The 25,865-nt window shown below is 42.2% G+C and carries 23 protein-coding genes and 1 pseudogene; 10 read left to right on the top strand and 14 right to left on the bottom strand.

The annotated features are described in order from the left end of the window. Positions 1–27: 27 nt before the first annotated feature. The 6 genes from CWC29_RS20615 to CWC29_RS20590 all read right to left on the bottom strand — a co-directional run bounded on the left by CWC29_RS20615 (position 28) and on the right by CWC29_RS20590 (position 7,397). Positions 28–627: a LysE family translocator gene (locus tag CWC29_RS20615; protein ID WP_235956702.1), complete on the bottom strand. Its 600-nt coding sequence runs from the start codon at positions 625–627 to the stop codon at positions 28–30. A gap of 155 nt (positions 628–782) precedes the next feature. Continuing rightward, positions 783–1,958 (bottom strand): 2-methylaconitate cis-trans isomerase PrpF, encoded by a 1,176-nt coding sequence (gene prpF / locus CWC29_RS20610; RefSeq protein ID WP_138523436.1) that lies wholly within the window; start codon positions 1,956–1,958, stop codon positions 783–785. 2 nt (positions 1,959–1,960) lie between these two features. Further along, on the bottom strand, positions 1,961–4,555 hold the full coding sequence (acnD, locus tag CWC29_RS20605) for a Fe/S-dependent 2-methylisocitrate dehydratase AcnD (protein WP_138523438.1): 2,595 nt from the start codon (positions 4,553–4,555) through the stop codon (positions 1,961–1,963). 74 nt (positions 4,556–4,629) lie between these two features. Next, complete coding sequence (gene prpC / locus CWC29_RS20600; protein ID WP_128727538.1) at positions 4,630–5,751, bottom strand: bifunctional 2-methylcitrate synthase/citrate synthase; 1,122 nt, start codon at positions 5,749–5,751, stop codon at positions 4,630–4,632. A gap of 78 nt (positions 5,752–5,829) precedes the next feature. Further along, complete coding sequence (gene prpB, locus CWC29_RS20595) at positions 5,830–6,708, bottom strand: methylisocitrate lyase (protein WP_138523440.1); 879 nt, start codon at positions 6,706–6,708, stop codon at positions 5,830–5,832. Between the two features lie 14 nt (positions 6,709–6,722). Further along, on the bottom strand, positions 6,723–7,397 hold the full coding sequence (locus CWC29_RS20590; RefSeq protein WP_193554574.1) for a GntR family transcriptional regulator: 675 nt from the start codon (positions 7,395–7,397) through the stop codon (positions 6,723–6,725). A 267-nt stretch (positions 7,398–7,664) separates the two neighbouring features. Here CWC29_RS20590 and CWC29_RS20585 point away from each other — a divergent pair, with 267 nt between their 5' ends. From CWC29_RS20585 to CWC29_RS20565, 4 genes are all read left to right on the top strand, one after another. Next, the gene (locus CWC29_RS20585) at positions 7,665–8,384 is read left to right on the top strand and encodes a substrate-binding periplasmic protein (protein ID WP_138523442.1); all 720 of its coding nucleotides are present in this window, start codon (positions 7,665–7,667) and stop codon (positions 8,382–8,384) included. 19 nt (positions 8,385–8,403) lie between these two features. Next, complete coding sequence (locus CWC29_RS20580; protein ID WP_128727542.1) at positions 8,404–9,129, top strand: substrate-binding periplasmic protein; 726 nt, start codon at positions 8,404–8,406, stop codon at positions 9,127–9,129. A 340-nt stretch (positions 9,130–9,469) separates the two neighbouring features. Then, on the top strand, positions 9,470–9,817 hold the full coding sequence (locus CWC29_RS20575) for a RidA family protein (RefSeq protein ID WP_128727543.1): 348 nt from the start codon (positions 9,470–9,472) through the stop codon (positions 9,815–9,817). 504 nt (positions 9,818–10,321) lie between these two features. After that, complete coding sequence (locus CWC29_RS20565) at positions 10,322–11,353, top strand: IS110 family RNA-guided transposase (protein WP_138524990.1); 1,032 nt, start codon at positions 10,322–10,324, stop codon at positions 11,351–11,353. A 425-nt stretch (positions 11,354–11,778) separates the two neighbouring features. On the opposite strand, the pseudogene CWC29_RS20560 reads toward CWC29_RS20565, so the two are convergent. Continuing rightward, positions 11,779–12,340, bottom strand: a pseudogene (locus tag CWC29_RS20560) (transposase); the annotation flags it as partial. 163 nt (positions 12,341–12,503) lie between these two features. Between CWC29_RS20560 and CWC29_RS20555 the strand changes: the two are divergent. Then, entirely contained in the window at positions 12,504–13,574 is a 1,071-nt protein-coding gene (locus CWC29_RS20555; RefSeq protein ID WP_138524105.1) for a LamG domain-containing protein, read from the top strand. A gap of 82 nt (positions 13,575–13,656) precedes the next feature. On the opposite strand, the gene CWC29_RS20550 is transcribed toward CWC29_RS20555, so the two are convergent. Both CWC29_RS20550 and CWC29_RS20545 read right to left on the bottom strand, forming a co-directional pair. Continuing rightward, a complete protein-coding gene (locus CWC29_RS20550) occupies positions 13,657–14,070 on the bottom strand; it encodes a hypothetical protein (RefSeq protein WP_128727545.1) in 414 nt (137 codons plus the stop codon). 542 nt (positions 14,071–14,612) lie between these two features. After that, complete coding sequence (locus CWC29_RS20545; protein WP_167815461.1) at positions 14,613–15,746, bottom strand: peptidoglycan DD-metalloendopeptidase family protein; 1,134 nt, start codon at positions 15,744–15,746, stop codon at positions 14,613–14,615. A gap of 376 nt (positions 15,747–16,122) precedes the next feature. Between CWC29_RS20545 and CWC29_RS20540 the strand changes: the two genes are divergently transcribed. Both CWC29_RS20540 and zigA read left to right on the top strand, forming a co-directional pair. Beyond that, positions 16,123–16,569 carry a TraR/DksA family transcriptional regulator gene (locus CWC29_RS20540; protein WP_209319193.1) on the top strand — a complete coding sequence of 149 codons (447 nt, stop codon included), beginning with the start codon at positions 16,123–16,125 and terminating at the stop codon, positions 16,567–16,569. Between the two features lie 36 nt (positions 16,570–16,605). Beyond that, positions 16,606–17,811, top strand: a complete 1,206-nt coding sequence (gene zigA, locus CWC29_RS20535) for a zinc metallochaperone GTPase ZigA (protein ID WP_138524101.1) — start codon at positions 16,606–16,608, stop codon at positions 17,809–17,811. A 229-nt stretch (positions 17,812–18,040) separates the two neighbouring features. Here zigA and CWC29_RS20530 read toward each other — a convergent pair whose 3' ends face one another. After that, the gene (locus CWC29_RS20530) at positions 18,041–18,382 is read right to left on the bottom strand and encodes a zinc ribbon domain-containing protein YjdM (protein WP_017217750.1); all 342 of its coding nucleotides are present in this window, start codon (positions 18,380–18,382) and stop codon (positions 18,041–18,043) included. A 178-nt stretch (positions 18,383–18,560) separates the two neighbouring features. Between CWC29_RS20530 and CWC29_RS20525 the strand changes: the two genes are divergently transcribed. After that, positions 18,561–19,004, top strand: a complete 444-nt coding sequence (locus CWC29_RS20525) for a hypothetical protein (protein ID WP_128725187.1) — start codon at positions 18,561–18,563, stop codon at positions 19,002–19,004. A gap of 248 nt (positions 19,005–19,252) precedes the next feature. On the opposite strand, the gene CWC29_RS20520 is transcribed toward CWC29_RS20525, so the two are convergent. The 4 genes from CWC29_RS20520 to CWC29_RS20505 form a co-directional block, all read right to left on the bottom strand. Next, positions 19,253–19,462: a cold-shock protein gene (locus CWC29_RS20520; RefSeq protein ID WP_010603820.1), complete on the bottom strand. Its 210-nt coding sequence runs from the start codon at positions 19,460–19,462 to the stop codon at positions 19,253–19,255. Positions 19,463–20,179: 717 nt separating this feature from the next. After that, positions 20,180–21,598, bottom strand: a complete 1,419-nt coding sequence (locus CWC29_RS20515) for an MFS transporter (protein ID WP_138524099.1) — start codon at positions 21,596–21,598, stop codon at positions 20,180–20,182. A gap of 214 nt (positions 21,599–21,812) precedes the next feature. Further along, positions 21,813–22,307 (bottom strand): hypothetical protein, encoded by a 495-nt coding sequence (locus CWC29_RS20510; RefSeq protein WP_138524097.1) that lies wholly within the window; start codon positions 22,305–22,307, stop codon positions 21,813–21,815. A 285-nt stretch (positions 22,308–22,592) separates the two neighbouring features. Further along, positions 22,593–23,516 carry an NADP-dependent oxidoreductase gene (locus tag CWC29_RS20505; RefSeq protein WP_128725190.1) on the bottom strand — a complete coding sequence of 308 codons (924 nt, stop codon included), beginning with the start codon at positions 23,514–23,516 and terminating at the stop codon, positions 22,593–22,595. 195 nt (positions 23,517–23,711) lie between these two features. Here CWC29_RS20505 and CWC29_RS20500 point away from each other — a divergent pair, with 195 nt between their 5' ends. Together CWC29_RS20500 and CWC29_RS20495 are read left to right on the top strand one after the other, a co-directional pair. Beyond that, positions 23,712–24,629, top strand: a complete 918-nt coding sequence (locus CWC29_RS20500) for a LysR family transcriptional regulator (RefSeq protein ID WP_138524095.1) — start codon at positions 23,712–23,714, stop codon at positions 24,627–24,629. Positions 24,630–24,938: 309 nt separating this feature from the next. Further along, positions 24,939–25,751, top strand: a complete 813-nt coding sequence (locus CWC29_RS20495; protein ID WP_138524093.1) for a response regulator transcription factor — start codon at positions 24,939–24,941, stop codon at positions 25,749–25,751. Positions 25,752–25,865 lie beyond the last annotated feature (114 nt).

Raw genomic sequence — 25,865 nt, 5'->3', positions numbered from 1 at the left:
AGCTATGACTGTGACTCCCCATCAACCTCAAACGACAAATAAACCGTAAAGAACAAGCACCACTAAAACCAGCGCAAAACCCATTCGGATCCGCTTGAGTATGGTTTCATCATTCAGTGTTTTAAAAATCACACCTCCTAATGCCAGCCACATTGTGTCGACCACTATCGCCACCACGTAGCACACGCTAGCGGCAAGTAACGTAGCAACTAGATTTGAGCCTGCAGGCACCGAAGCAGTCGCAAAAATAGCGATGCAAGCCGCGTAGGCTTTGGGGTTAAGGAGGTTAAGAATAAACCCATCTTTAAAGCTAGGTAACTGTGCGCCAGTATTACCAAGCGCCGAGTTGTTTGCTGCAATTTTATAGGCGACATAAATTAAGTAGGCCGCTGCAAGCCACTTTAGCACAAGCGTCACCTGAGGCTGACTTACCAGCAATCCAGCCACTCCCGTAGCCGCACAGATCACTGCTACTAACAATCCCGCCAAAATACCAGCTAAGAACGGGAAACCTTTTTTCACACCTTGGCTGGCGCCAGCTGCCGCAAGAGCAAGTGGCGCGGGTCCGGGGGAGCCAAGTAACACCGCGGTTGTGATTGCCACAGAAAGTAAAGCTTCAAACATCATCTTATCCTTATGATTTTTTATATTACGAGTTCGCTTGATAGATACCACAGACGTAGCCAGGCGACTGGCACACCTTCACGACCAAGCAATAACTCGGGAGTTTTCTTATATTGAGAATAAGGCTCTTGGGAACAGAGCCTTTAATTTAGTGGGCGTTACGCCTCTGGGACGCGAACAAAGCCTTCCATTAGCACGCGAGCGCTGCGGCTCATAACGGCTTTTTTAGCTTGCCAACGGCCAGACTCTTTTAGTGCTTGCGCGCCAACCTTTAAGGTGCCTGACGGATGTCCAAAGGTTACGGAGTTAAGATCACCGCCACCAGCGGCTTCGTTAACTAGGGTGCCAGGAATTGCCGCCGCGGTTGCTATCGCCACAGCGGCTGTGCCCATCATCGCATGGTGCAGTTTACCCATAGATAAGGCACGAACGTTTAAGTCGATGGTATTGGCTTCCACCGCTTTACCGCTCGATGCTGCATAAGATTTAGCTGGTGCAACAAAAGCAATCTTTGGGGTATGTTGGCGAACTTTCGCTTCGTCAATATGACCTATTAAACCCATTTTAACTGCGCCATAAGCACGGATCTTTTCAAATCGCTCTAGTGCAGCGGAGTCTCCATTAATCGCTTCTTGTAACTCTGTACCTTCATAACCTAAATCGGAAGCACGGAAGAAAAGCGTTGGGATCCCGGCACTTATCATGGTCACTTCAAAAGTGCCTTCATCAGGCACAGTTAACGTATCGACGAGGTTGCCCGACGGAAACATATCAACGTCTGGGTCGCTTGGATCCATAAACTCAACCACCACTTCTGCTGCTGGGAAAGTTACGCCATCCAGTTCAAAGTCGCCCGTCTCTTGCACTTCTCCATTGCTGATAGGAACATGCGCCACTATGGTTTTGCTAATATTCGCCTGCCAGATTTTAACGACAGCAACACCGTTCTCTGGCACTTTATTCGCGTCGACTAAGCCGTTGCTGATTGCAAATGACCCCACCGCAGCCGTTAAATTGCCACAGTTTCCGCTCCAATCAATAAATGGTTTGTCGATAGAAACCTGACCAAAAAGATAATTCACGTCATGGTCGGCTTTGTCGCTTTTACTTAAAATCACGGTTTTGCTGGTACTGGAAGTTGCACCGCCCATGCCATCGGTATGTTTACCATAAGGATCTGGGCTGCCAATCACACGTAACAGCAAGTTATCTCGCGCTTCACCCGGTTGCTGCGCGTACTCGGGTAAATCGGTTAAATTAAAGAACACCCCTTTAGAGGTGCCGCCACGCATATAAGTGGCGGGAATTTTAATTTGTGGCTTAAATTGATTCATGGTTATACGCCTTCCGCTTCGAGGAAGTCTTGAGCAAAGCGTTGTAACACGCCACCTGCAGAGTAAATAGATACTTCTTCAAAGGTATCTAATCGACAAGTCACAGGCACCTCTACACGCTCACCACTTTGACGATTAATCACAAGAGTTAAAGTAGCACCTGGTGCTGGTTCACCCTCAACATCATAGGTTTCTGTACCATCGAGTTCAAGCGTTTTACGGGTAGTGCCCGCTTTAAACTCAAGCGGTAGTACACCCATACCGATTAAGTTAGTGCGGTGAATACGCTCAAAGCCTTCTGCTGCGATAACTTCAACTCCAGCCAAACGCACACCTTTTGCAGCCCAGTCACGAGACGAACCTTGACCGTAATCTGCGCCAGCAACGATGATCAGCGGTTGCTTACGCTCCATGTAGGTTTCGATGGCTTCCCACATTCTGGTGACTTTGCCTTCAGGCTCAACACGCGCCAGTGACCCTTGTACCACTTCACCGTTTTCCACCACCATTTCGTTTAACAGTTTAGGGTTAGCAAATGTCGCACGCTGCGCCGTTAAGTGATCACCTCGGTGTGTGGCGTATGAGTTGAAATCTTCCTCTGGTAAACCCATCTTGGCCAGATATTCACCCGCCGCACTACTTGCCAAAATCGCATTCGATGGCGATAAATGATCCGTCGTGATGTTGTCGCCTAAAATCGCTAATGGACGCATGCCTTTCATGGTACGCTCGCTCGCGAGTGCCCCTTCCCAATATGGAGGGCGACGAATATAAGTACTCGTTGGACGCCACTGATAAAGTGGGTCGTTGTCTTCACCATAGTCTACCGTGAGGTCAAACATTGGCTCATAAACGGCGCGGAACTGCTCTGGTTTTACGCTCTCTTTGATCACCGCATCGATTTCTTCATCGCTTGGCCAGATATCTTTAAGTGTGACCGGATTACCTTCTTGGTCGCGACCAAGTACACCATTTTCAATATCAAAACGCACGGTGCCTGCAATTGCATAAGCTACAACTAGTGGCGGTGACGCTAAAAAGGCTTGTTTTGCATAAGGGTGAATTCGACCGTCAAAATTACGGTTACCCGATAACACTGCCGTTGAGTATAAATCGCGGTCAATCACTTCTTGTTGAATTTTCGGATCAAGTGCGCCACTCATGCCATTACAAGTCGTACAAGCAAAAGCAACGACACCAAAACCGAGCTGCTCAAGTTCAGGTAGGAGCTTTGCCTCTTCCATATAAGAACGTACTGCTTTTGACCCCGGTGCAAAAGACGTTTTCACCCAAGGTTTGCGGGCAAGTCCTAATTTATTGGCATTACGTGCCAGTAAGCCTGCGGCAACTACATTGCGTGGATTACTGGTATTCGTACAGCTGGTGATAGCAGCGATGATCACCGCACCATCTGGCATCAAACCATCTTGTGGCGCTTCAATCTCTTTGACGATACCTTGATTGGCAAGATCGTTAGTTGCAACGCGGCGATGCGGATTTGAAGGGCCTGCAATATTACGCGTCACCGTCGACAAATCGAACTTAAGTACACGCTCGTACTGTACGTTTTGTAAAGAATCAGCCCAAAGTCCTGTCAGCTTAGCGTATTTCTCCACCAGCTTTATTTGCTCGTCATCACGGCCTGTGAGCTTCAAATAATCAATGGTTTGCTCATCGATGTAGAACATGGCCGCGGTTGCGCCATACTCTGGTGTCATGTTTGAAATTGTCGCACGGTCACCTAAATTTAGGTCTTGCGTACCTTCACCAAAGAATTCTAAGTAGCTAGAAACGACGCGCTCTTTACGTAAAAACTCAGTGATCGCCAGTACGATATCTGTTGCGGTGATCCCTGGTTGGCGTTTGCCAATGATTTCAACCCCAACAATATCCGGTAGTCGCATGTAAGACGCACGGCCAAGCATTACGCTTTCTGCTTCAAGGCCACCCACACCAACGGCAATAACGCCAAGTGCATCTACGTGTGGCGTGTGGCTGTCGGTGCCAACAAGCGTATCTGGGAAGGCAACACCGTCGCGCGCTTGAATAACTGGCGACATTTTTTCCAAATTGATTTGGTGCAAAATGCCGTTGCCTGGCGGGATCACATCAACGTTTTTAAATGCCGTTTTGGTCCAGTTGATAAAGTGAAAACGGTCGTCATTTCGACGGTCTTCAATCGCGCGGTTTTTCTCAAATGCATCTTCTTCATAACCGGCGTGCTCTACAGCCAAGCTGTGATCGACAATCAGTTGAGTCGGTACGACTGGATTGACTTTAGCCGGATCGCCACCTTTTTCAGCGATAGCATCACGTAAACCCGCAAGGTCGACTAGCGCAGTTTGACCCAAAATATCATGGCAAACCACGCGAGCAGGAAACCACGGGAAGTCCAAATCGCGACGACGCTCGATGATCTGTTCAAGGTAATCATTGAGTTTTTCAGGCTCAGCGCGGCGTACTAAGTTTTCAGCAAGGACGCGTGAGGTATAAGGTAAAGTCTCGTAGCTACCAGGTTTGATAGCTTCTACCGCTTCTTTTGTATCGTAATAGTAAAGCTCAGAATCAGGTAAACGTTTACGGAATTGAGTATTCATAACAACTTCCAACAATCGGTGACGGAGAACAGGCGGCCATGGCGACCGCCAGAATAGATTCGAACAGTGTTCGATTAACGCTCAGAAATGGCAGGAACTGGGCGTAGCTCCTCGCCGGTGTATTCCGCCGATGGACGAATGATACGGTTATCTGCGCGCTGCTCCATAACGTGTGCAGCCCAACCTGTTAAGCGTGACATAACGAAGATTGGTGTGAACAATTTAGTCGGGATCTTCATGAAGTTATAAGCTGATGCATGGAAGAAATCGGCATTACAGAATAGTTTTTTCTCGCGCCACATAACTTCTTCACAGCGTACAGATACAGGGTAAAGTACTGTGTCACCCACATCTGCTGCTAGCTTCTCAGACCAACGTTTGATGATTTCGTTACGAGGGTCCGACTCTGAATAGATAGCGTGACCAAAGCCCATGATCTTTTCTTTACGCTCAAGCATGCCCATCATTTCTTGCTCTGCGTGATCCGCAGATTCAAAGCGCTCAATCATTTCCATTGCTGCTTCGTTTGCACCACCATGAAGTGGGCCACGTAGAGAACCAATCGCACCAGTAATACAAGAATGCATATCAGAAAGCGTTGACGCACAAACACGCGCTGTAAAGGTTGATGCGTTAAACTCATGCTCTGCATAAAGGATAAGTGATACGTGCATCACACGCTCATGTAGCTCACTTGGTTTTTCACCATGCAATAAGTGTAAGAAATGTGCACCGATTGAATCGTCATCCGTCTCCACATCAATACGAACGCCATCATGGCTAAAGCGATACCAATAACAAATAATGCTTGGAAAGCTTGCTAACATACGATCGGTTACTTTACCTTGTTCATCAAAGCTTGCTTCACCTTCAAGGTTGCCAAGCATTGAACAACCCGTACGTAATACGTCCATTGGGTGTGCATCAGCAGGAATACGTTCTAATACTTCTTTTAACGCCTGAGGTAAACCGCGCATTGCTTTTAGCTCGCTTTTATAAGCGTCTAGTTCAGCTTGATTTGGTAAGTTACCTTTAAGGATAAGGTGAGCCACCTCTTCAAACTGACAATTTTCAGCTAGATCCTTTACATCGTAGCCGCGATAAGTCAAACCTGAGCCCGACTTACCTACCGTTGAGAGTGCTGTTTTTCCTGCCACTTGACCACGAAGGCCCGCGCCACTTAGTACTTTAGCCATATTATTGTCTCCTGAATTTTTTACCTGCTGGGTATTGATATTTTGTGCTGCTGAGCAACCCTCAACAGCTTTAATTTTTTACTTATTTTTACCTTCGGCGAATAATGCATCGAGCTTTTGCTCATAATCGTGATAGCCAAGGTAATCATACAAATCCATACGAGTTTGCATGGTATCGAGTACCGCTTTCTGATCACCGTTTTCTAAGATAGATTGATATACCAGCTCCGCCGCTTTGTTCATCGCTCTGAAAGCACTCAATGGGTAAAGCACCATGTCTACGCCCCACTCACCCAGCTCAGCTTTGTTCCAAAGTTCTGTTTTACCAAACTCAGTGATATTCGCGAGGATGGGCACATCAAGTGCTTCGCTAAATGCACGATAGTGTTCTTCAGTTTGTACCGCTTCTGCAAAAATTCCATCAGCGCCCGCCGCAACATAGGCTTTCGCACGCTCAATCGCCGCTTCTAGTCCTTCTTGTGCGAACGAATCTGTTCTTGCCATAATGAAAAAGTCAGGGTCGGTGCGCGCATCGATTGCTGCTTTAATACGGTCAACCATTTCTTCTATTGACACGATTTCTTTATTTGGACGGTGACCACAACGCTTTTGCGCTACTTGATCTTCCATATGTACCGCAGCTGCACCTGCTTTTTCCATATCTCGGATGGTTTTTGCAATGTTAAATGCGCCGCCCCATCCAGTATCAATGTCGACCATTAAAGGTAGATCACAAGCCGAGGTAATGCGACTTACATCTGCAATTACATCATTTAGAGATGTCATTCCTAAGTCAGGTAAACCATAAGATGCATTAGCAACGCCACCACCAGAAAGATAGATAGCTTGATGGCCGATTTTCTTTGCCATCATCGCGCTGTATGCGTTGATAGTGCCTACGATTTGAAGCGGTTTATTGGCTTTTAATGCTTCACGAAATTTTTTTCCTGCGCTCATGATGATGCTCTCTCTTAAAAGTGTGATTGATTGCTTGCTAACTTGGTTGCGATATTATTTTTAGAATATTGAATATGTCGACGCATCAGTATTTCTGCCAGTTCTGGGTCGCGATTACTGATCGCACGGACGATATGTTTATGCTCGTCAAATGCCGTAGTGACACGGGGGCCAGCCATCCCTAACTGCACGCGATACATACGTACCAAGTGGTACAGTCCATTGACTAGCATTGAGATAAGGCTCGCATTTTTACTGCCAAGAATAATGCGGTAATGAAAATCGAGATCACCCGCTTCTTGATAATAAGAATGTTGATTTTTGACTTCGTCGAATTGACTCGACAACAAACCTTCTAAGTCTTGAATTTCACTGTCAGTCATGTTTTGTGCTGCAAGCCTTGCCGCCATCCCTTCTAGTGCTTCACGGATCTGATAAAGCTCCATTAACCCTTCCGGTGTGAGAGTAACAACCCGCGCCCCTACATTGGCTTTACGTTCAACTAAGTGACATGACTCCAAGCGATTAATTGCCTCGCGAACAACCGCTCTGCTGACCTCATACTTTGTCGACAATTCCATTTCGCTGAGCTTAGAACCTGCCGCTATTTCCCCTTCTACAATTTCCTTACGCATACGAAAGAATGCTTTATCAGAAGAAGTAACCGCTTGCTCGTCAAAAAAGCTCATCATTAGTTAGCCAGTCTTAGTAATTTAAGTTGTAGACAATATAGTGCTGGTTGACGCGCACGTCAACCAGCCAGACCGCAAATTGTCGACAATTTTCAATATAAGCAGTATTCACCATATTTATAGCTTGTGGCAAATAATCAGCCTCATGTATTTGTCTCGTTACGGTATCAGGAAAGGATTAATTGCATCGCTTAAAAATCATGCATATTATGAAGATACCTTTACTTTAGCCTGAAGATTGCGATGCGGTGTTTTCAAATAGTAATGCTTACTCTGTTGCTAATAAGCGGTTTAGCGCAGGCGAACACCTATACCGTATTGGTCTATCACGGTGCTAACCCTCCTTACTATTTTGAAGAGCAGGGAAAGCCCAAAGGTATTTTTGTCGACATTTTTCAAGAATTGGCAAAACTGACTTCACACCAATTTGAGTTTATGCCGCTCTCTGTCGCCAGAGGACAGCGCTATTTCGACCAAGGAAAAATAGATATTGAACCTGGGATCAACAAAGCGTGGCGGGCCGAAGCAGACGTCCCAGGGATTTACAGCATCGACTATGCCTTCTCAACAGAAGTGTTGCTTGGATATCAATCTCGCTGTGTGGGCAAGCATAAGCCTGAGCAGTTTTACGGCGCATTGGTCGGCAAAGTAAGAGGATATCGTTACGATAATTTTGAAGCGCACTTAGGCGAAGACAAAATAGTAGTTTATGAAAATGTATCGGAGAAAGAACTGCTCGCACAGCTTGAACATGATCGTTTAGATTACATCATGATTGGTTCGGTGACAGCAGACTACTATATTTCACAACAACCAAAGTATCGCAAATTTCAGTCTTGCTATGAAATAAGCCGATTACCCGTACATATGCGCTTGCAACCTCATCTAACTGAGTTACAAACGGAAATAAATATCGCTTTGCGACGAATGGTTAATGACGGAAAAATAAAATCCATCTATGCTAAATATAGATTAACGCATTAACGTGTGGAGTTGTTTAGTAATGACGAATGCTGTTGTTGGACGTCTACTACTGTTTATATTGCTGATTAGCCCGTTGCCATTACAGGCGAAATTACAGGTTGTTACGGAACTTTCTCCACCCAATCAAACCATAGAAAACCATCAAGTTGCAGGCTCAAGTACCGATCTGGTCAAAGCGATTTTAAAAGCGGCTGAACTCGAGGGACAGTTTTCAATTTACCCTTGGGCTAGAGCTTTTAAATTAGCACAGCATGACAAATATACCTTGATTTATAGCATCGCAAAGACCCCGGCGAGAGAAGACAGCTTCCATTGGATTGGTCCTGTTGCTGTGTTTCATTTAGGGTTTGTGACCAACCGCTATCGTGAGGACATAAAAATTCAATCACTTGAGGATGCCAAACAATACAAAATAGCAGTTCAGCGTGGTGATATTGCCGAAGGCACACTTAAAACACTTGGGTTTAACTTTGTTCAAACCAGCGACATCGAAAAGTCATATGAGTTACTCGTTGCAAATCGCGTTGATTTAGTGATTGATGACCCACGTTATATCAAAACCATGGCCATAGAGCTTAACCTCCCTGCCGACCACTTTACCTTTTTATACGATGTGGAAGCACTCTCGGTAAAAGGTTACCTTGCAACGAACAACCAGTTACCAGCCGACATTGTCGAACGATTACGTATTGCGTTTGCGAAAGTAAGTAAAACAGAAACTTATCGTAAGGTACTGGAGCTCTAGCTAATAACAATTGCTTTAATTCAAAATTCTCCCATGTATCTTGGTTTGTATGGGTAGTACTTATACCAATTGAATTAATTCTCTAATCAATTTGAGGGGTGAAATAGCATATTAGCTTCATTAAAAATTTCTCATTTAGAACAACTAAATAGCAAAATTTTTGTCTTGCTACTAAAGCTATTTCCCCGCTTCAAGATAGATCATTTACTTAATACAACTGGTATTAACCGTCGTTGTTTTTCATAAAAACCAATACCAAGCAAGTGGCTCATCTTATTAAAAAAAGATAACATTTCAGCCTAGACTTGCCGATTACAGTAACGATTAGAAAGGAAAAACAGTGATTGAACGAATTGACACCAAACAACGAATGAGCCGAATTGTAAAACACAATGGTACCATTTATTTATGTGGCCAAGTGTGTAAGGACGCAGAACAAGGAATTAAAGAACAAACTGAAACCATGCTTGAGAAAGTTGATGAGCTACTTATTCAAGCAGGCAGCGACCGCAAACACATTCTTTCTGCGACAATTTATATTAAAGACATGAAGTATTTTGCAGAAATGAACGAAGTGTGGGATGCATGGGTTCCTGAAGGTTATGCGCCAGCTCGCGCTTGTGTAGAAGCTAGCATGGCTCGTGATGCATTGCTTGTTGAGATTTCGGTGGTCGCTGCAGAAGTCTAGTCTAAAAAATATAAGCCTAGTTTAGACAAGGCTTACTGTTAATCTGTCAGATTTGATTTTTAGGTATTGATCAAATTTGACAGCCGTATTTGACGCAGCAGAGTCCGGTTTATTGAACCACAACACATGGCGCAGCGGGCTGAGAGCGAACAATAACTGCCTACTGTGAAACACTGCAAAAACGAAGACAGACAAACCTAACAAACTGCGAGCACTTGCTGGCTTAGTAAAACTCACATTCTCAATTCTAGAATTTCTTACTGCTGTATTTGCAGCGCGTTGTCGTGCGCGATAACCCTGTTTTAGTGTAAAGATACACTTAGGCGCTAAAAATTGGCCTATCAATAAACGTTTTTGGCCAAAGTTACTGGAGTGTTTATATGCTTTTTACTTCACTTCCTCAGTTTGGATGCTAATAGTGGTGGGTGATGAGATGGACGCTCCCAAATCGGCGTCAATGCGCCAAACTGATAGTTGCAAACACAGTTATTAGGAGAGTCCATCATGAATAACGTTAGCACGCTTTCAATTGATCTAGCAAAAAATGTATTCCAACTTTTATCGTTTGATAAGCAAGGTAATAAATGTTTTTCCAGAAGGTTAGATAGAGCAAAGCTCTTGCAAACATTGACCCAATTACCTGCTTGTAATGTTGTTATGGAATCATGCTCAACGTCTCATTATTGGGGGCGCTGCTGCTTACAAGCTGGGCACCAAGTTCAGCTTATCCCTGCGCAACATGTTACCCCTTTTGTCCGTGGCAATAAAAACGATAAAAATGATTGTATGGCGATTTATGAAGCGAGCCTTCGACCTAACATTCGCTTTGTTCCTGTAAAAACAGAGCATCAACAAGCAATCCTAGCACTACATCGTTATCGGGAACGGCTCATACATAATCGAACTGCCTGCATCAACCAAACATGTGGTTTGTTACTTGAATTTGGCATCGTCATCAAGAAGAGCTTAAAGTCTTTTCGTGCAACCATTGCTGATCTGCTCAACCGTAATTTACATGGAGCTTTAAATCTACTCCTCAGAGACGTTTATGAAGAAATGCAAAAGTTAGACGCCAATATTAAAAATGTAGAGGCACAATTTAAGCAGTTTAATGAACAGAGCCAAGCTGCTCAAATTATCCAATCCATCCCCGGAATTGGGATTATCAACGCATCGGCATTGAGTGCCACAATAGATAAAGGGCAAGCATTTTCTAATAAAAAGGAGTTGGCTGTGTGGCTTGGGATCACACCACGTCAATATGCTTCGGGTGAAACCAAGAAGATGGGAGGGATCACCAAACGAGGTGATCGTTATCTAAGAAAACAACTCATTCATGGTGCCCGTACAGTGGTCAATCATGCGCACAAAAAGCAGGATGATTTAAACAAATGGATCAACGCATTGGTAGAACGTCGCGGTAAAAATAAAGCGGTGGTGGCCACGGCCCACCGATTGGCTCGCTTAATGTGGATATTGCTACAAAGAAATGAACCTTATAAAGCCCAATATACACAAAGTGAGGCGCAATCATGACTCAAATTATGGCTATTAAGGAGCCCGGTCGTGACAAGGGCCTCGAGCCCGAGTGGGTGTTTATGAGCCCTTGATAGCCATATTCTCATTGCTGTAAACATAACGATGAACAAAAGGTCAAACCTACCTAGTTAAACCCGTTATAGGCAAGGCATTCAATGCCGCGTGGGTGTATTCTACTTTTTGGGTGGCTAGGTTCGAAACTCATTAGGGGCGCTGAAAGTCAGTTAAGCCCGAATATATGTCAGAGCAGCACCTTATTTAGGGTGACTCAAAGTGACTGTTTATCAATACATACAAATAGTAAATGAGAGATAAATAAAAGAAGCAACAAGGCTGTTAAAACAACCTTGTTGGATGAGTATTACTTGACAGCAGCAGAGCGTCCATATATGTCACTTATTTTCTCTTTATTTTCCTCCTTACTTTTCTCTATCGATATTAATTCCAAGTACTGTGTAAACCGCCTTGCTAAAGTAGCGGCCGTTCTCTTTGATTTTATAGTGACTAGCATCAAGCCAGATGAAACAGATACAGCGTATCAAAACTTCGTGATTGCCACGCTTTAAGCTCTGGAATTAGCTGGTCAGTTACTCCTGTAATGGTGGCTTCTGGAATTTCAATACCATACACCTTCTGCACATGGCCTCGAATATCCCGATAGCTCATGCCTAACGTAAACATGGATAGTATTTTTTGGTCAATTTCAGGTTGATTTTTCTTAACCAGTCGTGACTCAAACTAGTCAGTACGGTCTCTTGGCACTTCAAACTCAAATTGACCTACGGATGATTTAATCGTTTTCTTGCTAGTGCCGTTCTTGCGATTTAGTTGTAGATCAATTCCTAAGTATTGCTCTAGCTCTGCTTGTAGGACTGCTTCTGCTAATTGTTTAATGAGTGGCGTTAAAATGCCATCTTCACCAGTTAAGTCTTTACCAGATTGAAGTTCAGCTAATGCTTTGTTGAAGTCGAAAGATTCAGTTATGTGTTATTCCTGTTTTCTTAATAATACTGAAATGACTACGGTTTCTAAACACTACCGTCACTATTTTTCGCTGCTTCGGACTTGAATTTGCGATGAGCTTTTAGTTGATTTTCATTAATTTTAAAGTGTATTATTTTAAATAAAAATTTTATATAGGATTTTTATGCTTTTAACTGGTTATTTTACAAGAGTTCTTATTATTTTAATATTCTTTTTCTCGTTCTTTTCTTATGCGTTAGATAAAAACCCAGATGGGCTTGTTAGTTTGTGGAAGTTAGACAATGCTCAAGCTGTTATTGACTCTGTTGGTGAAAATCACGGTACATTTTACAATGGCCCTGTAACTACGCAGGGAAAGAATAATTTCGGAGTAAAATTTGATGGTGTAAATGATACAGCTATCATACCTGACAGTGAAAGCTTAAACTTTGATAATGGGGATTTTACAGTCGCATTTTGGGTTAAAAAGCTCCAACCCACAACTAGTAATTGGAACAGATGTGCTGCAGTTAATAAGTGGCACAGTGGAGATAAACCGGGAACAAATGAGTGGCATTTATCTATTTGTAGTGGTAGAAGCTCCAAAGGGCTTACATTTGGAGTTGAAGTAGACAAGCAGTCCGTCAGCGTTAGAGATTATGAAGCTCTTACACTCAATGAATGGTACTTTATTACTGGTGTGCGTGAAGGTGAATATATAAAGTTATATAGAAATGGTGAGTTAAGAGGTACAGAATATGTGGGTAATGGTTCAATAGCAAACACTAGCAGAAGGTTACGGTTTGCAACGTGGGAAAAGTCCACTTTATATAGCCACAGCGCATCAGTGTTGGATGATGTTCAAATATATAGTAGAGCGCTTAGTGAGACTGAAATCTCTCGACTTAGCCAGGATGGTCTTTTTGCTAAAAGTACTTTGCAGCTATGTGAGAGTCAATTAGATTCAGCTAAGTTGAGTATCAATAGTCTTAGTACTCAGGTTTTCACTTTAAGAAACTTATCTAACACTTTAGAGGATAAAGTAACATCATTAGTCAGCGAAAATGACAGTTTACATAAAACAGTTGCGGAACTCACTCATACTAACCAATATCAGCAGCAAGAAATTACAGAGCTAGAAAATAGTAAAATATTACTATTAGAAGAGAGTGCTCAAAAAGATATCCATATATCTGCACTTAATCAAGAAATATTAAATCTGAAAGCGGAGCTTTCGGCGCTAAAAGGTGGATAACCTGAATTAGTTGAAAAGAATTTAGTGTGATTACCAAGGGATACTGACAGTATAAGTATCAAGCGATTTTGACGTAATCACACTAATTCAGAGTAAAGCCTTTAGGAGCCATCGGTTTATTAAATTTGTACAAATTAACATGAATAACAACTGGCTCAGATAGGCCCTCATATGACAGCTCATATTTATCCAACAGTCCTCCACCGAAAGGCATAGATGAATCTTCGAATGGACAACAACTACCTAGGCGCTTTATTTCCAATTGCTCACCATTGGGTCCAAATAAGCTCTGGAAGTATTCAATATGAGCTCCTTCGTATTTTGTTCCGCGGAGAAAACCACCAAGTTCAATAGGTTTGGTTGGACTATAGCCGTACTCGGAGTCAGACGATACCATTGAGTTATTCATCTCTAGGTTTTGACTAGATGTATTTTTAGTCGAGCTGCATGAAGCTAATGCAAACACCAAAAAACATATATATAGGCCTTTCAACATAATTTTCCTTAATATTCATAACAGCTTATTAGCGTGAATTCCTGAATATCTCACTCATCCACAAAAGAAATGAGCACAAAATTCAAGCTAACTGTATTTAATATTTTTAGCAAGTTACCAGCCAAGCTTAGTCATTTCAACATGCAAATTACCTGAAAAACGAATTGGGACTTATCCAAGCCATAAATTGGCTCGTTAAGAAGGCAATAGTAGCGGGTGTCACCATTTTTCCGCTGTCAATGACTATGTATAGAGACTGCAAGAGGCTAATAAAGCGGTAAGTTATTTTGTTGACCCTAGTGAACTACATTCACCCACATCAAAGCAAGGTGGATTGGCGTATAGTTATTTGCTTGAAAGGGTATTAGCCAAATATCTAGAACGGTAATATCTACCGCTGGACCCAAATAAAGACAAGCATCTGATCCGCTTTATTAAAAAGCATATGGAGATTGATAAGCTCGCTTTATCGGATTAACTTTAATAAAAAAGCGTTGTCGTCTAACATTGAGCTAAGGTGAACAGTAAGCTCACCTTAAACTTCAATCTGCCAACATGGTTTCGTGCGCTTTGTTTATCTCAGATTCAAGTGCACTGTCTAGCATATTAGTACGCATAGCAACCAGTTTTAAGAAAGCGGTTTTGTCACTTTTGGTTAATGATCGAGTAAGTGGAATTTTGGCTTTCAATGGATCAACTGGTCTACCATTAATGTGAAGTTCAAAATGCAAATGAGGGCCAGTTGAACGGCCTGTGTTGCCTGAAAGCGCAATTATCTGTCCACGCTTTATAGGCTGACCTTGATGGACATTGATCTTGTGTAAATGTAAATATCTCGCCTTGTACTTACTACTGTGCCTAATATCTATATATTTACCAGCAAATTTATGATTGCCCACTCTTGTTACAATACCATCGCCAGTGGAAACTATTTTAGTACCTGTAGGCGTGGCAAAGTCTACCCCGTTGTGAGGCCTAATACGACCTGTAACAGGGTGTTTTCTTCTGGGATTAAAATGAGAGCTTACCCTGTACGATTTTTGTAAAGGCAACCTTCTAAATGCTCTTGTTAAGCTATGGCCCTGCTTGCCGTAAAAACGCCCATCATCAAATAAAAAAGCAGTGTATTCATTGGTCTTTTGTTGAAATCTGGCACCAACTATGTGGGCTTGTCCAGTAGGTTTTCCATCAACAAACTGCTCATTTCTGATTACTTGAAACTTATCGCCTTGTCGAATAGCGCGAGCAAAATTGAGCTGTTCCTTAAATATTTTAGTCACTACGGCTGCATCTGCTTCAGTTAACCCAGCTTTTTGCGCCGAGAGGTAAAAACTACCATTTATTTCACCACTAATGAGTTTAGTGCGCCATTCGCCATCTTGAATTAATGTTTCATACTCTATGCCACCATCTTCAGCACGACGATAAATTACACGATGACCAGCATGAACGAATAACTCTAACTCCTGCAATTCATGACTTTTAGTAAAGTATTTAAAAATAAGCACATTATTTGGCTTGAGTGTCTCTAGTGCCAATATAGATTCATCAGCACTAAGCACCTCATAAAGTGTTTGTTGTGAAATGTTTAAGCGCTCAAATAGCGTGCTCAGTGTATCACCTTTAGTAATGACCACTTTGGTCTTTTGATATTTGGGTTCAGGGCTTACCTTCAATGGAGCTGAAATATCCTGCTAGCTAAGATCAGAAACTTTATCTGTAATCAAGTTGGGTTTGGCCGTTATAACTTCATTAATATCTAATCGCTTATCTGAGACTAAGTGACTTTTCGAAGACTCTACACTGATCAACCAAGTAAGCGTAATAGTCGAAACGACAATTGCTACTAAGTGTTTTCTTGGCAATTTGAGTAATAGCCCAAAAAAGATAAATTTATTTTTTTCCATTAAATCACTCATTTACATCAGAATCACAGTTGCTTTTTAGAAAATAGCACAGCTCAACCAGTCTAATTGGTTAGCTTAAGAAAATAGCCGATGATCTAGACCGCATGTGTTATGTTATAATACAACAATTACTTAGGAGGTTAACATGCAAGATATAAATAAAGTGTATGGTTCTTTATCAATACAAGAGATAAAAGCGGCACCTCAGTCAGATTATATGAATGAACAACAGTGCACATTCTTTCGAAATTACTTGATTGAACTTCATGATATAACGCGAGAACACATTAGAGATGCTAAGGCACAATTAGCTAATCGTCCTGAGCTGGCCGACATCAGTGATAGGGCATCTTGGGAAGAAGAATGTGCCATTCTGATGCGGATTGTAGATAGAGAGCAGCGGTTACTTCCTAAGATCCAAAACTCTTTAGAGCGCATTAGATTGGGAGAGTACGGCTACTGCCAAGAAAGTGGCGAGCCAATTGGTATAGAGAGACTCTTAGCTAGACCTACAGCAGAATATTGTGCAGATGTAAAACAAACAAAAGAACTTACAGAGCATGCTTATGCAAAGATTCGAGAAGAATCTTAACCTACTAAAACACTTGTAACTTGGGGCGAAATTACAATGTTAAACTCAACAAACTTATTACCTGTAACTGTTTTATCAGGATTCCTTGGTGCAGGTAAAACAACTTTACTCAATTACATCTTAAACAATCGTGACGGTTTGCGAGTCGCTGTAATAGTGAATGATATGAGTGAAATCAACATTGATGTGGCAACGGTACAAAACGAAGTCAGCCTTAACCGAGCTGAAGAGAAACTCGTTGAAATGAGCAATGGGTGTATCTGTTGTACTCTTCGAGAGGATTTGCTTGAGGAAGTTACTCGTTTAGCTAAATCTGAAAAGTATGATTATCTTGTTATCGAGTCAACTGGTATTTCGGAGCCATTACCTGTTGCCGAAACGTTTACCTTCAAGGACGAAGATGGCATTAGCTTATCGAACGTCGCCAAGTTAGATACCATGGTTACGGTTGTCGATGCTGTTAATTTTTTAAAGGACTATAATCAGGCAAAGTCCTTGCAGGAAGTTGGTGAAAGTCTTGGTGAGGAGGACGAACGAAGTGTTGCTGATCTACTGATTGAACAGGTAGAGTTTGCAGATAGACTCGTGATCAGTAAAACAGATTTAGTGAGTGCTGAAGAGCTCACACAACTACAAAGTATTCTAAGGAGTTTGAATACAGAGGCAACACAAATCCCTATAACGCATGGCCAAATTCCATTAAAGCAAATTTTAAATACCAACAGTTTTAGCTTTGAAAAAGCGCAGCAAGCTCCCGGCTGGCTTAAAGAAATGCGTGGTGAACATGTGCCTGAAACAGAAGAGTTCGGTATAACTAGTTTTAGCTATTGTCGTAGGCGCCCATTTCATCCGAAACGTTTCTATGATTTTTTACATGCGAACGATAAAGCTGGTAAGCTACTGCGCTCTAAAGGTTTTTTTTGGTTAGCAACTCGGCCCAACTTTGCTGGTAGTTGGAGCCAAGCAGGCGGCATCGCCAGATATGGTCAGGCAGGCTTATTCTGGTTTGCGGTACCTCGTGAAGAGTGGCCTGAAGATCCTGAATATGTTTCTGCGATTGAAGCGCAGTGGGTTGAACCTTATGGCGATAGACGTCAAGAGTTGGTTTTCATTGGTCAAGGTTTAGATAAAGGCGAATTAATTAATAAACTAGATGAATGCTTATTGACCGATGAGGAATTGCAATTAGGCGTAGATATTTGGAAATCCTTACCCGATCCTTTTCCTGCTTGGATTGAATAAACGATTAAGTGAACTAGCTCAATCATGAGCCAGTGTGATTACGTCAAAATCGCGTGATGCTTATACCGACAGTAGCCCTTATCACACTTATTCAAATCAGGCGTAAATTGAAGCCGGTGAATTTCACTCTCAGACTTGCTCAGGTAAATCTGAGAGTGATTATCTTGCTCACTTATAATTGGAGATCAATAGCGCTTTAAAACCCCATAACTTCTGAACACTTATCCACTTAAGTATTTGCTTTCTTAACAAACTTCGCTGTCACCATCATTTCACCAACGCCATCAACCTTACAGTCAAGTTCATGGTCTTTTTTATCTAGCACTCGCCTTACCAAAGCCTTAGTACCAATCTTAATGACTTGTGAGCTGCCTTTAATTTTTAAATCTTTAATCACAGTGACTTTATCGCCATCAGCTAATAGTGTGCCGTTGGCATCTTTTACTTGAATGTCGTCCTCGGTAGCAGTCGCGTTAGGATCCCATTCGTAAGCACATTCAGGACATATTAGCTGACTTTGATCTTGATAAACATATTCAGAATTGCACTTGGGGCAAGCAGGTAAAGACATAATTAACTGTATCACTTTTTAGGCTGTGTATCATCGGCATATGATACTGTAAAAGTGAGTAGAGCGTCCTCTATATTCTTCTTTAAATCGCTATTGAATTAAGAATAGCTACCCAAAATGTTGCGGCACGACAATTGCTTAGTTATTAATCTATATTTCATCATATAAAGGATTACCTATGCTTGTTAGTCAAACTCAAGGGGTTGGCTCACCAACAATTTATAGCAGCCAGAGCCAGAATCAACCAAAAGAGGCTGAAGCAGTACAGAAAGACACTCAAGTCTCCATTAGCCAAACCGCAAACAATGCCAAACATAATTGGCAAACTATTGCCTCTAAATACAACGTTCACAATATTTCAGCGGCAGAAGCACGAACTATGTCCCGAGAACTATTCGAAGGTGGGTTTATTGGTTCAGGTCAGATGATGGCTATCGGCGCGCCGATATCAATGACTGAAAACCCACATGAAAAGACTGATTTACTTGGAGATATGAAGCGTACATTTGAAATTTCAGCAGCTAGCGGCGGGCTCAATAAAACCTCACGAGAGATTTATGCTTCGGCGATCACTACGCTTGAAAATCTCGCCAAGACACACAGAAATAATATACCAATTTGAGGGAGCAAATCTGATGCTAACTGAATTAGAAATTTCTCATTTAGAGCATAAGTAGCAAAACTTTTACATCGCCTACATGACCGTGGATACGTTGGCAGTAGCAGAATATGGTAGCGGTATTATCGACAAGATTTTCCCGTCTCAAAATAGATCACTTCATTAAGCGGATGAGTATAAGTTGATATCCATTAAATTACAGACACAAAAAAAGCAAGCCTTAGCTTGCTTTTTCTTCATCTATTAAGCGATTAAAGCTTAACGATGTTCTCAGCTTGAGGACCTTTTTGGCCATCAGTTACTGTGAATTCAACTCTCTCGCCTTCAGCAAGTGTACGGAAACCGTCACCTTTGATTGCGCTGAAGTGTGCGAACACGTCAGGGCCATTTTCTTGAGCGATGAAACCAAAACCTTTAGACTCGTTAAACCACTTAACGGTACCTGTAAGAGTGTTAGACATAATACTAATCCTGATATAAAAACAAAAACCAATGCTGCGCATTGATGAGCTATGCCCATGTGGGCGCATAGACCTAAATTTGTAGAGTGGATAAAACTTCAGGACGGTACTACTACAAGCAAACACTTATACAACAACGTAATGGAGATTTTAAAACACTGACTCAAATTCTGTCTATGAACATCATATAGGGATTCCGCCCTAAGTCAATGTATTTTTAATCATCAATATGACTTGCTAATGACAAGTATCAATATTTTTTTAGCGCCTTTTTTAACCCCCTATTTTAAAAAAAAATATTTCCCTAACTTCCAGTAAATACAAGAGATTGCAATAAAATATTCATAAAGCATCGGAGGCTTTTTTAACGCTAATTCTCGAATTAATAACACCACTTGACTTATGAGTATTAGCGCGGCCTTCATGAGCTCGGTATCACCCTTTTCCCTAGCGGTAATTAGCTGGGAGTCACAATGTGACACCAAGGTGTGTCTTAGGCAACGCTCAAAGTAATTTCAAAGCAATTGAGTTGCTCTTCCAATCAACCTTGGGGATGAAATTGTATATTAGCTCGATGAGAGATTTCCCACTTAAAGCAACTAATAACAAAGCCTTTTCCTTACATGATACGGAAATAGGTAAAGCTAGCTTATTACAATTACAGACTGGGGAACTAGGGCTACATTGGTTTTCTTAGGGTCAGATGAAAAATAGCTTTCAAAACGCTTGCTTTCGGCTAATCACAAATAAGGCCACGAGCGAAACCAAAATAAACAGTGCAGCGAGTAAAAAGGTCAGCGAAAATGCCATATTAAGTTGTGCAGAGCTTGCCACTGCCGCACTCTTTGTCTGCAGCAACAAGCTAAATACACCACCAAGTAATGAAGCTCCAGTCATTAGTCCTAAGTTTTTACATAAATTAATGAGTCCAGCTCCCATGCCCTTTTCTTTTTCGGCTACAGTCGTCATCACAAAGGTATGGTGAGCCGCTAGAAACAACTGCCTTCCGGGAGTTAGCATAAATAACGCCACAACATAGCCATAAAGTCCAAATAATGAAGGTAGGATTGCAAAGCTAATTGCCCCAATGAGGATCATCAGCAAGCCCAAAAACATAGCAAACGCGATACCAAAATGATCAACCACCTCGCCTGATGGATAACCTGCGACAGCAGCAATACAAGGTCCAATAGACACAATAAGACCAACCGTGACCGGGCTCAGCCCTAACGCATAAGTGAGATAAAAAGGCCCGACAACTAATGTCGACATTGCGATGGCGTCAACTATAAAGCTCACGATTAACGAGGTATTGCGTAGCTTGTGTTTCAGAAAAGCTAAACTCACAAGTGGAAATTGAGCACGCTTTTGGCTTTGTACAAAACAGTAGATAAAAGCCACAGAAAAGAAGAAAAATACGCTATGCAAGACAAGACTAAACGAACTACTCGATGGCATAGCCAACACATAAAATAGGCATGACACCGACAGCCACGCGCTTCCAATAACATCAAAACGCTGTAGCTCAGGTGGATTTGCGACATCATCAGGCAGAAATCTTGCTATTAAAAAGTAAGCTGCACCACTGAGCAATATCATCAACCAAAAAGTGAACTGCCATGATAACCACTCTAGCATTGCACCACTTAGCAATGGCCCCAAAGCCGTGCCAATCGCAGCGGTAGTGCCGAGTAGCCCCATTGCAAGTCCAACTTTACGCTTTGGCATCACAACGCTTGTCAGTGCAAATACTTGAGATAATAACAGCGCAGCGCCAATGCCTTGGAACAGCCTAGCAGCAATCAGCATCCAAAGATTTACGCTCAGCCCAGCGGCAATGGAGCCTACACAAAAGACGCTGATTCCAATGCGCAGCGCCCTTTTTCGGCCTACGCTATCTCCAACAGCGCCAGCACCAAGAATAAACGCGGTAAGCGAAAGCAAATAAGCCACAACGACCCAATTCACCAATGCCTGCCCCACGCCAAATTCCTCCGCAAGTGTTGGCAATAAGACATTGATACTGCTCATGCCAAGCGTTGGCAAAATGAGTACCACAGCTAAGCTGAACAACACTCGCTTTTGTCCGGCCCCCAGAGCAGTTTTATCCTCTGTATTTACTGTACCTTCTAACATGTGTTACCACTCCTACCATTGCGCCATGCTAATAAGAGGTAACTGTACTACTTCAAGTGAACTTGAGGTCAAGCGTGATTAGGTTTGAAACTGGATTGGATTAATTGGATCAACAGCAAAGCCTTAGATAGTTTTAGCGAATCGACTGCCTGTAACTTAATGTGCTGAGCAGCAGTGATTGGATCTCCGGCACAGAACTTTGATTATTAGATCCCTAAAACCTTGTCGCTATGTTATTTATCACATTTTGAAACTGTAATTGTTGTCCAAAAACCTCTATTTTATGAATTACTTGCGCTTCAAGAACAAACACTATCTCGTGTGTTTCCTCTTTGTTGTAATTACTAAATATCGTAATTTCTTGAATAGATTTTTGTTGGACATTCTGTATTTTATAAGCGCTTGCGACCTCTTCTGAAAGTACCTGGAGCCAAGCAGGCAATTTCATTCTTGAATCGACCTCAAACAAACTCCGTACAAATTGATGTTCATGCCCAGATAAATCAACAGCAGGTACAAACTTTTGCGGATCTAGCGTTTCGTGAAGCAGTTTACTGTCTTTAAACGCCAACACTAACGTTTCAGACACATGCGAAATAGTGATTGGTGAGTCAACCTTTAACTTGACGACCTTCGATAAGATAAGCTCTTGAGCGCTAACCTGCGTGCCCCAAAGCAATAGAAAAGTTGCAAATATCATCCTTATCATGCGTTGTTCCTTTCAATTTATTTTATGTGATTGCCGCAAAGCGGTTTAGCTTTCAGAGATCTCCTTGCAAGCAACTCGCTTTTGATTGCATAAACGGCAAACAGGCTAGGCTAGAGTATAGTAATTAACTTTGCCTGAATACGAATATTGCTAGGTTAAATTTCCCCGCCATCTATTGGAAATAACTCATTATCACTCAGGTAGTTACCCTTTAGATTAAGTGGTCAAGTCAAGCCCAGTCCATTTAGAGCTGTTACTTGACTAAATAACCTAATCGCCGCGACACTATATAGTAAGAATAATTTTTCCCACCGCACGCTTAGATTCACTTCGCTGATGAGCCTGCACAACTTCTTCAAAGGGAAAAACAGAGTCTATTTTTACCCATATCTGTCCCTCACTAAGTAAGTTGGCAATATGCGCTAGCTTGCTGCGATCAGGGGCAACCCAAACTCGGTGAAATTCAACACCATAAGACAAAGCAACCTCATGCTTAATTTCATTCAGCGTAGAAACTAGCTTACCTTTAGGTTTGATGACCTTAAGTGAACGCTCCAATAAACCTTCTTCTCCAATTGCAGCAAACACTAGATCGATATTGCGCACGATTACTTCAAACTGCTCATTGCGATAATCAATACACTGATCTACACCTAATTCATATAGATACGCATGATTAGGAGCTGAAGCAGTGGCGATAACGTAAGCTCCGGCCAGCTTGGCATATTGTATTGCAAAAGCACCGACAGCACTGGACCCTCCATGAACCAACACAGTTTGTCCAGAAGAAACTTTACCTAGGTCGTGAATTGCCTGCCACGCTGTCAGAGATACCATCGGCACCCCCGCGGCTTGTTCAAAACTGATATTTTCAGGCTTTTTCACAACTAACGCGCTATCAACGATTACCTGCTCGGCATAAGCACCTGGTTGGCCAATTGGGATCATCGCCATTATTTCATCACCCACTTGAAAACCTTGATTATCACCCACAGTTTCTAGAACCACACCAGCAACATCCCAACCTGCAACAAGAGGCAAAGAAAAAAAGTTTTCCAGCATCCCTGCTCGGATCATTGTATCGACAGGGTTCACACTGGCGGCTTTAACTTGAACTCGTAGCTGACCATTTTCAGGTTTCGGAGCGCTGATTTCGATAATATTAAGTTGATCTGCTTGTCCGTATTGCTCAATGACGATGGCTTTCATCTTTTCTTTCCTATTTTAGTTTGGCTTACGCCATTATGTTCTGATAAAGTCATGTCGTAAAATTGATGATTGATATATATATCATTCCATAAAGGAATGAGTTATACGTTGTATTCACAGATCAAGGTCAGAGTGTCGAAACCTCGAAATCACACTCGTTATGGAAATTGCACTAAGAAAAATAAATGAGGGAAAATGGCTAAGCTTGATATCAACCTGCTAGTAATTTTTGACGCCATAATGGCTGAACAATCGGTTACAGCTGCAGCAGATAGACTAGCGTTGACCCAACCATCAGTGTCAAAAGCTCTTTCAAGGATGCGCTATGTCTGGAAAGACCCTCTGTTTGTTCGTGATGGTCGAGGGATCAAACCAACACCGAGAGCCGAAGTACTATGGCGAGAAGTCCGTCCGGCAATTCAGACTTTAATCGAAGCGACCTCCGAACAACAATTTGCTCCTACTAGAAGCGAACGCACATTTCGTATCGCATTGACTGACGGAATGACCCGTATACTCTGGCTGCCACTACGTCAACGGATTGAGCAGCAGGCACCGAAAATCAATCTGCACGCAATGCCGTTTCGTGGTAATGGGGAATCACTGTTGCTCGATGCTAAAGTTGACTTGGTGGTGGACTACTATGAAAACCAGAACCGCAAAATTATTCGCCAGCACCTATTTGATAATCATTTTGTTTGCCTGATGAGGCCGGAACACCCACTTGCTCAATCAGCCCTGTCTCTAAAGCTATTCTCGAACTCAGATCATCTGATGGTATCCCTATCCGGCGATACGAGCAGTGTGGTCTGCTCGGCATTAGCAAAACATCACCTACAGCGGCGTATTGCAGTGACAGTCAATAGCTTTTCTGCTGCAATTGATTTGATTAAGCAAACAGATCTACTCTGTGTGCTGCCCTATCTAGTAGCACACTCAGAGATCGCTACCGGAAGTTTGGTGAGCCAACCTCTACCGCTTAATGTATCGCCAGCCCCAATTAGTATGGCATATCATATTCGTACTGAGGCAGATCCAGGTGTACACTGGTTGCGTCAACAAATAATGGAAATTACGGCAGCGATACAATCATCATCCGACCAAGTGCCATAACGCATAAGGACTGTTCGTAAAAGTTACATACTATTCCCTTAATGTAAATTTGATACTAGACTCAAAACTGCTAACCCGTTGATCAAAAATTAGTTTGCTAAAATACATTTTCAAAAAAGATAGATAATTAGCATGATTGTTGTTTGTGGCATGTCAAACAGTGGTAAAACTTCGGTTGTTAAGCAATGAACAAGTTAAGCGCACCTAAAAAGCTGGCCATTAAACGTTGCTAAATTTACCAGCGTCTAATGTAGTTTTGTTTTTATTTGCTCTATTTTTCAACCGTCCATAGCTAAATACGGAGGTTTTATGGATTACAAAAAATTTTTACCTAGTGAAAATTTATCCTCATTTATCAATTGCTTTTGGACACTGGAAGTTGCTGCGGATAAGAGTGCTGTAAAGCAACGCATTGTTCCTGATGGCTGTATTGAGTTGGCCTTTATATTGGCTGATGACATTAAGCGCTATACTTCGGAGCATGACTACATACTGCAACCTCGCGCCATGGTACTTGGACAAACGGTTTCGCCTTTTTATATTCAACCAACTGGAGATGTTCGCACCTTTGCAGCTAGCTTCTTTCCTTATGCCTTTTCCCACTTTATCTCGAAACCGATAAAAAACTTAAAAAATAAGGAAACTTCGATTTACGAATTATTTAAGCCCGATGAGGCCACAAAGCTAGAAAGCGATATCATTCAAGCACAAAACACACGCCAAAGGATTGAGGTTTTAGAGGCCTTCCTTCTTCATAAACTGAGCGACCCGCAGACAATTGAGCACATTGTAAAAACAACGGTAGATATTATCTTTGCACAAAATGGCGATATATCTATTAATGCAATCACCAAATCAAATCCCAACAAAAGACGCCAACTAGAGCGGAAGTTTTTAGACCTTGTCGGCATAAGTCCAAAACATTTAAGTAAACTTGTGCGCTTGCAAAGCGCGTTAACACTCCTCATAAATCGTGAAGACAACCTCACCAACATCGCGTACAAAAGCAATTACTATGATCAATCTCACTTTATTAAGGACTTTAAAGCGCTCACAGGGGTAAACCCGCGAGATTTTCTCAATGACGAAAGCATGGCGCTTTCACTACTTTTCTATAAATAACACTGTCGCTTTTTTACAATTGATAATTATCCACTAGAGCTACCCTAAACCTGCTATCGTTTAAGCTAAACGAGCACCTAGACACAACGCTAGTCACTCGAGGTACTGGCTAAC

Source organism: Pseudoalteromonas galatheae (assembly GCF_005886105.2).
Taxonomy (GTDB): Bacteria; Pseudomonadota; Gammaproteobacteria; order Enterobacterales; family Alteromonadaceae; genus Pseudoalteromonas; species Pseudoalteromonas galatheae.
This window is presented reverse-complemented; position numbering and strand designations above follow the sequence as displayed.